Source organism: Hydrotalea sandarakina (assembly GCF_003254115.1).
GTDB lineage: Bacteria > Bacteroidota > Bacteroidia > Chitinophagales > Chitinophagaceae > Hydrotalea > Hydrotalea sandarakina.
The window spans coordinates 126,725-140,911 of sequence record NZ_QKZV01000008.1; the positions used below are offsets into that span (position 1 = coordinate 126,725).

The window sequence follows — 14,187 nt, forward strand, 5'->3', positions numbered from 1 at the left end:
CCCTTAGTTTATAAACTTGAAGGTATGAGCGACAATAATGAAAAAGTAAGAATTGATAAATACCTGTGGAGTATTCGCATTTTTAAAACCCGATCATTGGCGGCTGAAGCTTGTGAAAAAGGAAAAGTAAAATACAAAGGCAATACCGTTAAGCCTTCCAAATCGGTAGCAGTTGGCGATGAATATGAAATTAAAACAGATGCCCGCAAATGGATTATTCAAGTAACCGCATTATTAAACAATCGTGTAGCTTATCCGGAAGCTATTCAACATTATGTGGATATTACACCGGCGGAAGCACTGGAAAAACCGGCCTTTCAGGCGCCTTCCTTCCATACAGGTAAACGATTGAGTAAAATTGGCCGCCCTACCAAAAGAGAAAGAAGAGATTTAGACAATTTTATGGAAATGGAATAGCATCTTTGCAACATGAATATTGATATTATTTCAGTGGTACCCGAATTACTGGAAAGCCCGTTGAATCATAGCATTATGAAACGGGCTCAGGAAAAAGGTTTATTACAAGTTCGTACTCATAACCTGCGCCAATGGGCTATTAACAAACACGGACAGGTAGATGATTATCAATATGGCGGTGGCGCCGGCATGGTAATGATGTGCGAACCCTTGTACAATGCCATAACGCATTTACAAAGCACCACAACATATGATGAGATTATTTATTTAACACCCGATGGTGCAACCTTCAATCAGTCAATGGCTAACCGTTTATCGTTACACCAAAACTTGTTATTTATTTGCGGACATTATAAGGGAATTGACCAACGCATTCGCGATCACTTTGTTACCAAAGAAATTTCTATTGGCGATTATGTATTGAGTGGCGGCGAATTAGCAGCTGCAGTTATAGTTGATGCCATTGGTCGTTTAATACCCGGTGTGTTGAATGATGAAACCTCAGCCTTATTCGATTCTTTTCAAGATAACTTGCTGGCACCCCCGGTATATACCCGTCCTGCCGATTTTAATGGATGGAAAGTACCGGAAGTATTGCTGCAAGGTGATCCTAAAAAAGTAGAAGCCTGGCGTTATGAAGCAGCATTGGCAATTACCAAAGCCAAACGCCCCGATTTGCTGAAAGAGGAATAAACCTTGCACATCATTCATTTTTTTTATTCATCTTCATTCACCATTATTCAATTGAACATGCAAACAGAAAAATATACCATTAGCGGACAATTAGTAGATGTTTGGCAACAAACCATTTATCCTGCCAACGTTTTTATAGAAGCCGGAAAAATTAAAGCTATTGAAGCTTTACCTGCCAACGCTTCAGTACCGCAGCAATATATTTTACCCGGATTTATTGATAGCCATGTACATGTAGAAAGCAGTATGCTGGTACCCAGTGAATTTGCCCGTTTAGCCGTAGTGCATGGCACGGTAGGCACCATTAGCGACCCCCATGAAATTGCCAATGTATGCGGAATGGAAGGTGTTGAGTTTATGTTGGCCAATGCCCGGCAAACCAATTTCTCTTTCAACTTCGGCGCTCCCAGTTGTGTACCTGCCACCACTTTTGAAACTGCAGGTGCTGCACTTCACAGTACTGACGTAGCCGCCTTGCTGCAACGCGATGATATTAAATACCTGAGTGAAATGATGAATTTCCCCGGTGTTTTGCACGGCGATGAAGAAGTAATGAAAAAAATTGCTGCTGCCAAAGCCGTTAATAAACCGGTAGATGGCCATGCACCCGGATTAATGGGCAAACCCGCACAACAATATATAGCCGCCGGAATTAGTACCGACCATGAATGTTTTACAGCCGAAGAAGCATTAAACAAATTGAACTTTGGCATGAAAATATTAATAAGAGAAGGTAGCGCTGCCAAAAACTTTGAAGCTTTAATTGATTTAATGCATACCCATTATGAAAATATGATGTTTTGCAGCGATGATAAACATCCAGATAGCTTAGCCATTGGCCATATCAATCAATTATGTGCCCGAGCAGTGGCAAAAGGAATTGATGTATTTAAGGTACTCAAAGCCGCCTGCGTTAATCCGATACAACATTACCGGTTAAATATTGGCTTACTGAGAGTTGGCGATCCGGCCGATTGCATTGTGGTAAATAATCTAACCGATTTCAAGGTACTGCAAACCTATATTAAAGGCCATTTGGTAGCAGAACATGGCCGCACATTGTTATCCTCAGTTCCGGTTACCCACATCAATCAATTTAATTGCATGCCGGTAACAGAAGATGATTTGGCCATCAAAATAACGGAGTACCCTTTACAGCAGGATAAAATACCCGTAATACAAGCATTAGACGGCCAACTAATCACCAAAAAAATTTGGATAACCCCCAAAGTAATTAACGGATATATTGTTTCAGGTATTGAAAATGATGTGTTGAAAATGGTAGTAGTAAACCGCTATCATCCCGCCCCTATTGCCAAAGCTTTCATTCAAAATTTTGGATTACAGAAAGGCGCCATAGCCTCAACCGTAGCGCATGATAGCCACAATATTGTAGCAGTAGGCACCAATGATGCCGATTTAGCACAAGCCATTAATGCGGTAATACAGGAAAAAGGGGGTATTAGTGCAGTAAATGGCAACAATACAAAAGTATTACCGTTACCAGTAGCCGGACTCATGAGTACTGATGATGGCTATACCGTAGCAGCCGCATATACAGCCATAGATGCCATGGTAAAAAATGAATTAGGCAGTACGCTTGCAGCACCCTTTATGACGCTTAGTTTTATGGCTTTACTGGTAATCCCCCATATTAAACTTAGTGATAAAGGCTTGTTTGATGGAGATCATTTTCAATTATGGCCAATTGAATAACAATGATAATGGGCGACTAATAAGAATCATAGTTAGGGAAGGAACAGGAAAGCATAATGTTTCCAATTCCATCCGGGAATAAAATTCTTCCAAAGAGCAGCAGGTATAATAACGCGTTTGGCCACCAAACGTAAGCCTGAAATAAGGGGAGCTTACATGTTAGGTTGAAATGGTGTCAAACTCAAGAAAAACTAAAATGAACAATGGGGTAGCAACTATGGTCTTCACGTAAATAAGAAATCCACATTAGGCAAGGATTTGTGAGAAAATAATAAATGAAAAACCCCACAATGGCACAAAAAATGCTCAAAGTGGGGCAGTTTAATTTTCAAACATGGCAAATTTATTATTTTCTCACCAACAACTGCTGCACGAAAAATTTTTACAAACTGATTTGGGAAAAATTTATTTGGCGATTCCTTTTGACGAGTTAGCGGCCACTCTTCCTCGTCCTGCTCATAGCAAAAGTGGATTGGGTCGCAAGCCCTGGTTTGATGTGAAAGGCGGTATTGCTTTGCAATTTCTAAAACATTATTTGCAGCTCAGTGATGAGTTGCTGATGCAGCGCATCAATACAGATTGGAGCATGCAATTGTTTTGTGGCATTCTGTTGCGTCCTGATGAAAAGATCAGCGATATGAATCTGCCCGGTTGGTGGCGCAGTTATATCGGCAGGCATTTGAATATAGATGAGATGCAAAAACAGTTTGCTGCGTATTGGAAACCTTTTATGCACGCGATCAATGTAGGCATGCAGGATGCAACCTGTTATGAGAGTCGCATCAGTTTTCCCTCTGATGTAAAACTGATCTGGAACTGTTGCCACCAAACCTATTTGATGATACAGCAGAGCAGAAAATTATTGAAGCTGCGCAAGAGCCGCATGAATTATTTGAGGCAAAAACAAATTTTTCAATCATATCAAAAAACAAAAAAGAAAACGAGACGTGCTGAAAAGAAGGTTCGTAAAAAATTGTTGAAATTTTTATTGAACCTGATTGAACATCTGAACCGTTTGCAACAAAAACATCAAACTCTGTCGCAAAAGCAAACGTCAAAGATGAGCCATATTATCAAAGTGTATGAACAGCAGCATGGAAAACTTTATGGTCAGGTTCAGGAAATAAAAAATCGTATTGTATCACTTAGCAAACCTTACATCCGTCCTATTGTCCGGGGCAAAGAAACAAAGACTGTGGAGTTTGGTGCCAAGGTAAATATATTGCAGGTGGATGGAATTAATTTTATTGAGCATCTCAGCTATGATGCATTTAATGAAAGAACTCGAATGCAAAGCGGCATTTATTTGCAGCGAAAACTTTTTGGCAAATGCTCGCATCACTCAGCCGATCAGATTTACGCTACCAATGCGAATAGAAAATATTGCAAACAAAATAATATTGTAACGAATTTTACTCCCAAGGGCAAACAAAAAATACAACACATAGAGCAGGCTGCTACTCTAAGAAAAACACTCAACATTGCAAGAGGAACTATTTTGGAAGGAAGCTTTGGCAATGAAAAAGAAAATTATTTTCTCAAAAAAATCCCTGCCCGCAATCAAACCACAGAAACCTGCTGGATCTTTTTCGGCATCTTCACCAGCAATGCAGTAAGAATGGCAGACCGTATAGCTGCCGCACAACTGCATGCAAGAGCAGCGTAAAAAAAATTTAATCAATTGCATAACTCATTGCAAAAATGAGAAGGAACTGCCATGCCCTGGTTAAAAAAAATCCGCAGTAAACCAGAAAAAAATCATCATTTGAATTACCGACAGCAACAAAGCCATTTCAATTTTACAACTCAAATGCCTTTATTATCATTTACAGGAAGACCCTAATTAAAAATACGTAAATCGGAAGATATTTTAAGTTCTTACCAATTTATCTTTATGATAAGTAATTTTTTGCACTTGCAACAAAGAAATATTTCTTTAGCGAAAGACTATTTCAATAAATCAATAGCTTTTTCTAACTGTAGGTCAGTAGCATTTTGTAAAGCGTAAAGATTAAATGCAACAAAATAATCAGGAGCAAATCCTTTTCCCTCATAAATTTTACCATCCATATATTTAAACTTTGCTGAAGATGTTTGTACATTCATAAAATCAGGTACAGTAAAACTACCATCGCTGTATAAATTATTATCACTAACAATAGGACCTGTTGCACCAAAAGTTGTCTCACCAACAAAAAAAGAATTAGGAAATGCTTTAACTGCCATTACAGTAGCTTCCGCTAAAGAAGATGAAACATTATCTGCTAAAACAATAATAGGAATATTTAAATGCTTAGTATTTTTAAAAGGATTTATATAAGCTGGTATCCATGCACTATAATCGTACTTTCCATTGCCGATTTTATATTGCGAATAACCAAACAACAAAGGTTTGTCAATGAACCTTCCCATTAAAAAATTTAAGTCACTTATATCTCCCCCATAATTACTTCTTACATCTATAATTAATCCTTTAATGCTACTATTAATCGTTGTATTTAATGCATTGAAAAATGAGTTTAAAACTGGCTGTATTTTATTATGTGTTGTTGAATAGTATGCTTTTGACAAAAAAAAATAATTACACGAAAAAAATAAAATATTATGCTGAATAGTTCCGAATAAAACAGTTAAAGGTTGTCCTCCATATGAATAAGAATGTTCAATACCTAATTGATAATTTGCATCTAAATAACCTGTATCTACTTTATAAAAAGCATATGGACTATGAAATCCATATAAATTTCTTTTCTTATCATAGGCAGGATAAATAAATGAATCTATAATAGCATTTTGCATAAATGAAATATAATAATGCCCATCCATTATGGTTTTTGTCATCTCTTTAAAATAAGAAACACTCTTTTTTATATCGGAAGTGTTATTCAAATCTAACTTTGCAAATACAGACTTATATTTTAGATACATCCTATTCCAATTTGTTGTATCAATATCCCAATAAACATAATTCATATTCATTTTATTCCAAAACTGCTCAAACACACCAATAAATGTTTTGGGGATTTCATTATTGATGGGCAAATCAACTTTTTTACATGAACAACAAATAAAAAGTAAAAATAAAACATGCATAAGTTTATGTTTCAATAGAATATTTTGCATTGCTATCTATTTTTTGCATGAAAATTAATTACACCACCTGTAGAAATTACAGAGGTTTGATTATACTGCATAACCTGGTTAACTGTATACTGTTTTTGTTGCGAGAGAAAAGATGAGTAAAATCTTGCATTGATGAAAACAGAATAACTGCTATTCAGTTGATAAACAGATGTTATACCTACTAATGGCCCCACTTCAAACCGATTATCCTTTTCAGATGAAAAGATATGTTTTTGGAAATAATCGGAAAAACGTATATAATTTGTCACTGAACCCCTTCTATCTACAGTATAATAATTATTAAAAACATTGGGTATTACTCCATTTATACTTCCATCAACCCAGTAAGAAACAAAGAACCCGGCATCGGCCCATATTACCCATTTACATTTTTGTAGTAACTTGTATTTAAAAATAACCGGCAATTGCAAATAGGTATTCCGGTATTTGGTAAAAATACCGGAATACAACCCTGTTCGTACAAATGAATAATTTTTTTGTAATAACGCTAATTCAGTTTGTAATTGAATTTTGGTTTTATATGCATAGTTAAATATTAACCCTGTACTAATACTATTGCCATTCTTATTTTCAGTAAACAAACGATTAGAAATATTGGTTCGTAAATGATTGTTAGTATAACCTGAAAATAATCCTACACTATATTGTGCATGAAGGCTTTTTATAATAAAAAAGCATAGCAAAATATATATTTGCCGCATGCTATTATATTTTTAAATGCTATTGAAAAAGTATTTCTTTACAGTTAACAGCCAATTCTATATTACAAACCAATTTAGTGTGTGGTGCCTTTGTTCTTTTAAGTATTAGATAATACCAATAACCAAACTTTTTATTTCCTTTTTTGGTTATTCTTTTTACCATCAACCTATCTCCGTAATGTAATAGCTCCTTTAATTTATCATTCTGCCTGTCAAATTCAGGATTTACCCGATTCAAATAAGTAGTTTTCATTTCTGCATCATGAAATAGCAATAAATTGGCATTGAGTTGTGTTTTAAATCTAATCTGCTGATAAATACCGTTTACACCTGAACCGCTGCCTACATTTAGGGTTAAGCCTTCATAAATTTTAAAACCCATATCAGTTATTAATGTATCATTAACTACACGATAACTGGTACTGGAATATATGGTTTCACGCTTTGTTTGAGAAAAACAAACAAAAGGATATAAAATTATCATAACCAAACAAATACGAAACATGAATATTATTTGAAGCCCGAACTTTTATTCGGGCTATGATGAAAAATTAAAAATATAAAAACCAATTGTTGCCATTGCTTAACACCACACTATAGTATTCCTTCAATAAGCTTAAGTTGTAGGTAGCATAAACAGCCTGATAGGCCACCGTAATGTAACCATCATTTGATATATTAACGAGACTCCCTTGAGCAGAGGTCCCATCAACATTATATATAAATACAATATCTCCCTTGACCATCACTTTTTGTAATTTAGTAGCCGTAATTTGCCCTTGTGTGGGTGCTGAGACTTGCTTGGTGCAAGAAGATATACTTATCCCAGATAGTAATAGCAGGAAAACTAACATTTTAATTGAAATACTTTTCATATAAATATACATTTAGTTGTTTACTATATTGGCTAAAAATGTTTTTATGATTGTTGATTTTGGAGTAATGCCATTGTTGGGTACAACGTCAAATGTTATTCGAACAGCAGCATAATTATTACGAGGCTGCACTCTTGGTACTGTATAGGTTGTACCAACGGATGTTCCAGTAATAACTGTATGTGTTCCAATGATGCCGAGATTTCCGCCAATGACGGGATTTGCAGACAAATCTGGGTCAATTAACACTACTTCAGTTTTTAAATTTTTAATTGCAGCACCAGTTGATGAAGAATTTATAACTGAAGGATTCCATAAATAGTTAATTGAAGAAGTATTAACTGTATATAAATTATCATATTGATAATATATGCCACCATTTTGGCTTACTTTAATTGAATTAGTATGTATGTTGACAATGGGTTTTGAAGATAAATTAAAAATACCTAAACTATTTGTATACAACGGAATATACCCTTGTGCAGTAATTGGGTCTATGATTGTCCCAGGTACATATACAGAAGCGGGACTTGCAGGAAAAGAACCTTTACTGGTACTAGTACCATCCAATTGTAACTTTGCATTGAGTGTTAAACTTATTGTTTGTGCATTGCTGTTTCCGCCTATTATTGCACTTAATAATCCTGCAACTGCACCTGGAATATTGCCGATTGCAGCAGAAAATGCACTATTTAGTCCACTCTGAAGTGCTGTGAAAGTTGCATTTGACAATCCTAATTTATTGTTAACTGTGGTAGGTGAGAACCCCTGTAGCGTTCCATCTGGATTTAGTATTGGGTTTACTGCAGAAAAATTGCCGCTGGCATTATTTACGGCAGAACTTCCTGCCAAAGAAAGACCTGCTGTTGTAACAACTTTTAATCCATTTAAAAGGGATGAACTAATATTAGACGTAGAAGATCCAACAGAACCATTTACACTACCTATCAATGGGCCACCCAATGATATTTTGGAAATACTATTATAATTGGTGTACCAACTCAATTGAATATTGTTATAATTTGTGTTCGTTAAATTGGGATCATAGGCCAATTCATATTGTAGCATGTACCACTTTCTGGTTCCTAATGGAGCTGAGCCATCTGGTGGACCTGGTTCTATTTGTGAATATGATAATTGATTTTGAGAAACATCGACAATATCATTACCCAAAAAATTTAATAGACTTGTAGTTCCAGATGTTGATGCTGTAAGCCCATCAACTAAATAATCTGAATTAGCAGAGACTTGGGAAGTTATAAAAAAATAAATACGCATTAATCCTCGATATCTATTATACAAAATAAAGTAAGGATCTTCCAACGGCCCTGGAGAATTTGGGTCAAAACTATTATACACCAAAACCCACCCATCAGTAGCCTTGTAATCATTTGCTACATCAATACCATAAACAGAAGTTATACTTCCCTGCCCAATCCACGGTGGATTTATTAAAGCTTGGCCTGCAACAGCTGGGGTAGGCATCCAATCAACTGTTTCCCAATTAAAGTTAAAAGGTTGTATCCCATCCTTACCTGCTGCTGCTATTGAAGCATTAAAGTGTTTTTTGCAACTTGTAAACATGAGCGCACTCAACATGAAAATAAAAATAACCATTTTAGATAATAAATCAAAACAACGTATCTTTTTCATAAACAAATAGTTTTATGTAATAATTACCCCCTGCCTAACGCTCATGGGGTCGAATGTTCAGCGGATTGTTTAAACTGCTTGTCTGCAGTGGAACATACCCTCCGTTATATGGCCATTATAATCAGCTGGTGTTCCACTTTGGTTTTACCGGCAAATGGTATTATTTGTGCACATCAAATAATATAAAACAAATATAATATCCTGTATAATAAAAAACAAGCGTATTTCTACGCAATTTTTAAAACTATAAAAATTTTAATTTCTTTTATTTACTGAAAAAGTAAAGGCATTAGTGCATTACCCTGCGTATTTAATTAGTCAAAATGCTTAAATGCAGAAAGACTACTTTAGTTTAAAAAATTTTTTGTTCAATATTGTTTTAACGTAAAGGAATAATAACCAATTGAAATAACACATACAACTGATTTTTAGAGCCTAAGATATGATAGCAATGAATTAATAAAAAAACTATTATTTAATCATATTAATTTTTGATTTTGAATCTCGCAAGAATTACAAACAATGCTAAAATTATTAAGCCAATACTTGCAATTACAAATAGTACATCTTTTGAAATGTAATCAGATAATTCTTTGCGGAATATTACACTTAAAATGGCAATGAGCAAATAGATTATTAGGGGAATAAAATTTTTACTTTTCATTTCTTTAATTTTTATTTACAATATTTATCATAACAATAAACACCTGCTGCTACTTGAGCGGTTCCACATAAAGCTACACAGGCGGGTATACCTAATCCGGCCGTAGTTGCTAAAGCTGTTGTTTCGCAACTTGCATGACAAAGAATTGCAGTAGCTGTTGCTGCTGCTACACAAAGTGAATATCTCCATCCACAGCCATAACCATCATCTAAATAACCCACCGCAACATCCTCAGTTGATGTGCTGAAAACAGTATTTCTATTCTGCATTTTCGATTCATGCAGTTTAGAAAAAACCTCCGCACATTCCGTTGTCAGAATCTCTTGCGACAATGGCTCATAACGTAATTGCAAACTTATCCAAAGTGCTTCATGAGTTTTCAAGTACTTTTCTAGTCTTTGAGACACTTGACTTTTAAAAATGTCATCAATAATTTCCATTTGTTCAGCATATGGAAGATTCCTATCTCTGAGTTCGGAAAGGTTTGATAATACCAGCGATTGTTTAAGCTTCTTTTCTTTTAATATAACTGCAATAAATTTAAGATAATTGTACGTTTCAGTAACAAGGTTAATGAATACCCGATCCTCACTTAAGGATTTTGGGTTTGCAAGTTTGGGCTTACTAAGATTTTTTGAGCACTCCAAAATAATGCCAATTGTTGCTGTAAGCTTCCCCATTTTTCGGGCCACTTAAAAGTATAATTTTTCGTTCATTTTTAGATTGTCTACTACTTTATCCACTAAATGACTCTCTTCAATATTTGAATGATTTTCGTTCGTCATTTGTGGATAAAGCTTCGGTACATTTAATGTGCTTTGGTAATGCTGTTCAGCATAATCTTTCGGTGATTTGTACCCTAATGATTTATGCGGTCTTTCATTATTGTAATCCATCATCCATTCTTCTGCTTTTTGTCTTACTTCTGTCAGTGTTGTAAATACATAAGCATTCAGTAATTCTCTTCTAATGTTTCCGTTGCATCTTTCAATATAAGCGTTTTGCATGGGTTTACCTGGTTGTATAAATACCAATGCTATATTATGTTTTTTGCACCATCCGTCTAGTTTGTGTGATATAAACTCCGGTCCATTATCAACACGTATGATTGCGGGTAATCCTCTAAACTCTTTTAAATATTCCAATACCCTGATGACCCTTAATGTAGGTAGCGACAAGTCTACTTCTACATGTAATAGCTCTCTGTTGTAATCATCCACTATGTTTAGTAGCCTATACTTTCTGCCATCCCATAAACTATCACTCATGAAATCTATGCTCCAAACTTCGTTTATGGATGCTGGCTTATACAGTGCTTGTTTGACTCTTGCAGGCAGCCGCTTTTTGCTACGCCTACGTATATTCAAGCACAGATCCGTATACACCCTGTAAACGCGTTTGTGGTTCCATTCTAAGCCTTTATTACGTATTCGGTGATAGCTTTGCCAAAAACCAATAGCAGGAAATTTGGTCACTAAATGGTTCAACTCATCTATTACAACATCGTATGTTTTTGCTTTTGGTTGGTACTGAACTGTACTTCTTTGCAGCCCTAATGTTTTACAAGCCTGCCGCTGGCTGACCCCATTTTCTTGTACCATGTAATCAACCAAGCTGCGTTTATCGTCAGGCTTTATAGCTTTTTTGCAACTGCATCTTTTAGGGCTTCATGCACTAGACTTAAGTTGGCATACATACGTTTTAAACGACTGTTCTCCTCTTCGAGTTCTTTCATCTTCTTCAAATCAGCTACCTCCATGCCGCCGTAACGTTGGAGCCACTTGTAAAAAGAAGCTGTTGTAATACTTAACTCTCTACAAATGTCTTCTGCTTTACGACCATTTTCATGCTCTTGAATAGCCTTGACAATTTGGGTTTCTGTGTACTTTGACTTTTTCATATTTACCATTTAAAGTTAACTAATTTGTCAACTTTCAAATGGCCGAACTTTAGGGAAGCTTACAATGTACTTTGTTACTTTGTAACGTCAATGCATTTGCGAAGAATGGGATTTTTTTCTATTGCTCAACATTCGCACAAATGTACAATTAATAAAAAATGAGCAGCACATATTTGTCTGCCCATTTTTTGCCAATGCAATGTTGTAAGCAGTATTTTTTACCAAACTTCTAATATATCAGAATGATAAATTTTCCAATTTGGCTTTTGTTTCTCAAAAAAATAAATTTTGATTATACCGCTTTTTATATTGTCTTTAATAATTGCTATCATAATAGCTTTGTCATTTGTTACATTAAATATAACACGAGAAAATGCTAAATGACCTATAATTTTCTTATCCTCTTTTTTTTGGACATCTAATTCTTTATTTGGTATTAAATTATATTTTCCATGGTTTGTAATCTTTTTAATATCAATATCAAAAGAAGCTGTGTCAAAATTGGTTTTATAAGAAAGTAACATTTTTTTATACTCTAAAGAACGAACAGAGTCGAAACTTTTATTAATGACCACCATGGATTCCTTTTCCCAATTTAAAGGAGATATTAATTTGTCATAAATAGTAATGTTAAAAACGGAATCCTTGTTATCCCTTTCAGGTTGATATGGAAAAGGTCTTAATGTATTATACTTATATGCGAAAGTGTCAATTATTGTTAAAAAGTTTTCATTTAAGAATCGAATATCTTTATCAATTATTTTACTGTTTTTATTTATACATGATGAAACAGTAATAACTAAATAAAAGAAATATTTAAAAATTTTCATTATATATTATTTAAAAATATTCACTAAATTTAATAACAACATTCCCTGCGTTGTCATCATCAACAATAACATTAAAAGCATCTCTCTCAAAGCGAAGCCCAAAGTCGTATTGTCCTTCACTTATATTGTTTAAACCTGTACCATAATGAACAAACTCATGTAAGATTGTTACAGCCAATAAGAAAGCTGTTGCTTGTTTTGTAGATACCAATTTAGATTGTTCTAATCCTCTTACATAAGATGCTCTTATATGTAAGATGTTTTCAGAACTTTTTTTATTATAAAAACCAAAACGCCCAATCATTTCTTCAACTTTTATTGTTGGACCATGCCCGAAAGTAAGTTTGTCTAATATCTGTTGTTTACTTAACCCCGACCACTTTTGTAAGGCATTTAAAACTTTTGGGTTATCTCGCACAAAGGTCTTCAAATTCTTAACAAGGTTTGTAAAATTGGGGTATAGGTTGTCATAATTGTCATTTGGAACAAACTGAAAATAAGGGTTAGTGCTTGGGTAACTATCATTAAATGTACTTCCATCATCATTAACATATGTCCATATGAATGGAGCAATTGCATAGTCTTGATAAATTATGGTTGGAACTATATTTACACCACTAATTGACCATGGCATATCAGAGTATGTATAGTAATTTACAAGCCAAGTAGGATCATTCCACCAAACATTGCTTTTGTCGCCAAAAATATCATGCCTAATGTTAAACTGAACATAATCTTGGCTTGAATTCAATAATTCAAAATGACTTTGAGAAAGTAATACTGCTTTATCTACATTTGGTTCATTCGAAATGTAATTATAAATCTGCGAAGCATAGTGTTGATGTTGTATAATCCAATCGCTATAAAACTCGTCTAATTGCATAGTAGATACAAGGTAATTAAATGCAGTGGGGCTTAATTCATATTGACCACTGCTGCTGCCTCCATTTAAATCACTCCAAATACTTGGACTTACCAAAGAGTAATTAGGATTAACGCCAAAAATTGCAATAAAGGAGGCAGCATCAAATGGCGGTGGGTTTGTCTGACTTCCTAAATAACTACTTCCATCAAATAGTGAAGCCCAATCAATTCCATAACATACTCTATCCCCATATTCGTCCCATCTTGGAATACCAAGTCGTAATAAACAACCCAAATCAAACCAAAATGTACCCATGGCAGTAATAGTATTAGATGAAATTGAATTCGCATTGGTGCTAAGCGAAGTTATGTTTGTATTGTGAGAATTATTATTTTGTGGAATTATCGCCTTGTATAGCGAATCGGCTTTTTTATTGTTCTTATAAGTAAGAACAGAGTAAAGTGATTTCTTTAAATCAATAAACTCAATATTTTTTAATTCACCATTATATAGGTTGGGTCTTACAAAAATTGATTGAACCTCATTATTGTATTTGTATAGATAAAACATTCCCTTACTATCTTGAAGAGGAATTCTAATCATGTAAGTATTATTAATAATAGCTTCTTGTGCTTTATCAATGATAATTTTTGGGGCATCTGAAACTGATTTGTCGTAACTATAATTCCACTTTAAAATATCAGCATAAGAAATGTTACGATGTTTTTG

The 14,187-nt window shown here is 34.6% G+C and carries 12 protein-coding genes and 1 pseudogene; 4 read left to right on the forward strand and 9 right to left on the reverse strand.

The features are described from left to right. Nucleotides 1-24: 24 nt before the first annotated feature. The 4 genes from LX80_RS11995 (at nt 25) to LX80_RS12010 (ending at nt 4,492) form a co-directional block, all read left to right on the forward strand. The gene (locus LX80_RS11995) at nt 25-417 is read left to right on the forward strand and encodes an RNA-binding S4 domain-containing protein (RefSeq protein ID WP_111296769.1); all 393 of its coding nucleotides are present in this window, start codon (nt 25-27) and stop codon (nt 415-417) included. 12 nt (nt 418-429) lie between these two features. Next, nucleotides 430-1,110 carry a tRNA (guanosine(37)-N1)-methyltransferase TrmD gene (trmD, locus tag LX80_RS12000; RefSeq protein ID WP_111296771.1) on the forward strand — a complete coding sequence of 227 codons (681 nt, stop codon included), beginning with the start codon at nt 430-432 and terminating at the stop codon, nt 1,108-1,110. Between the two features lie 57 nt (nt 1,111-1,167). Continuing rightward, nucleotides 1,168-2,826: an adenine deaminase gene (gene ade / locus LX80_RS12005; RefSeq protein ID WP_111296812.1), complete on the forward strand. Its 1,659-nt coding sequence runs from the start codon at nt 1,168-1,170 to the stop codon at nt 2,824-2,826. 334 nt (nt 2,827-3,160) lie between these two features. After that, nucleotides 3,161-4,492: a DDE transposase gene (locus LX80_RS12010; RefSeq protein ID WP_111296773.1), complete on the forward strand. Its 1,332-nt coding sequence runs from the start codon at nt 3,161-3,163 to the stop codon at nt 4,490-4,492. 281 nt (nt 4,493-4,773) lie between these two features. On the opposite strand, the gene LX80_RS12015 is transcribed toward LX80_RS12010, so the two are convergent. The 9 genes and pseudogenes from LX80_RS12015 to LX80_RS12060 all read right to left on the reverse strand — a co-directional run. Beyond that, nucleotides 4,774-5,949, reverse strand: coding sequence for a S41 family peptidase (locus LX80_RS12015; protein ID WP_111296775.1), 1,176 nt, complete (start codon nt 5,947-5,949; stop codon nt 4,774-4,776). A gap of 2 nt (nt 5,950-5,951) precedes the next feature. Further along, nucleotides 5,952-6,671: an outer membrane beta-barrel protein gene (locus LX80_RS12020; protein WP_111296777.1), complete on the reverse strand. Its 720-nt coding sequence runs from the start codon at nt 6,669-6,671 to the stop codon at nt 5,952-5,954. A 19-nt stretch (nt 6,672-6,690) separates the two neighbouring features. Then, entirely contained in the window at nt 6,691-7,176 is a 486-nt protein-coding gene (locus LX80_RS12025; protein ID WP_146250499.1) for a hypothetical protein, read from the reverse strand. 46 nt (nt 7,177-7,222) lie between these two features. Beyond that, complete coding sequence (locus LX80_RS14510; RefSeq protein WP_170120454.1) at nt 7,223-7,546, reverse strand: hypothetical protein; 324 nt, start codon at nt 7,544-7,546, stop codon at nt 7,223-7,225. A gap of 12 nt (nt 7,547-7,558) precedes the next feature. Continuing rightward, nucleotides 7,559-9,199, reverse strand: coding sequence for a hypothetical protein (locus tag LX80_RS12035; RefSeq protein ID WP_111296783.1), 1,641 nt, complete (start codon nt 9,197-9,199; stop codon nt 7,559-7,561). Between the two features lie 675 nt (nt 9,200-9,874). Then, a complete protein-coding gene (locus tag LX80_RS12045) occupies nt 9,875-10,543 on the reverse strand; it encodes a hypothetical protein (protein WP_146250503.1) in 669 nt (222 codons plus the stop codon). A 138-nt stretch (nt 10,544-10,681) separates the two neighbouring features. After that, a pseudogene (locus tag LX80_RS12050) lies at nt 10,682-11,763 on the reverse strand (IS3 family transposase); the annotation flags it as partial. 218 nt (nt 11,764-11,981) lie between these two features. Further along, nucleotides 11,982-12,593 (reverse strand): hypothetical protein, encoded by a 612-nt coding sequence (locus LX80_RS12055; protein WP_111296789.1) that lies wholly within the window; start codon nt 12,591-12,593, stop codon nt 11,982-11,984. Nucleotides 12,594-12,603: 10 nt separating this feature from the next. Then, the coding region (locus tag LX80_RS12060; RefSeq protein WP_146250505.1) for a hypothetical protein at nt 12,604-14,187 on the reverse strand (1,584 nt) is incomplete at its 5' end.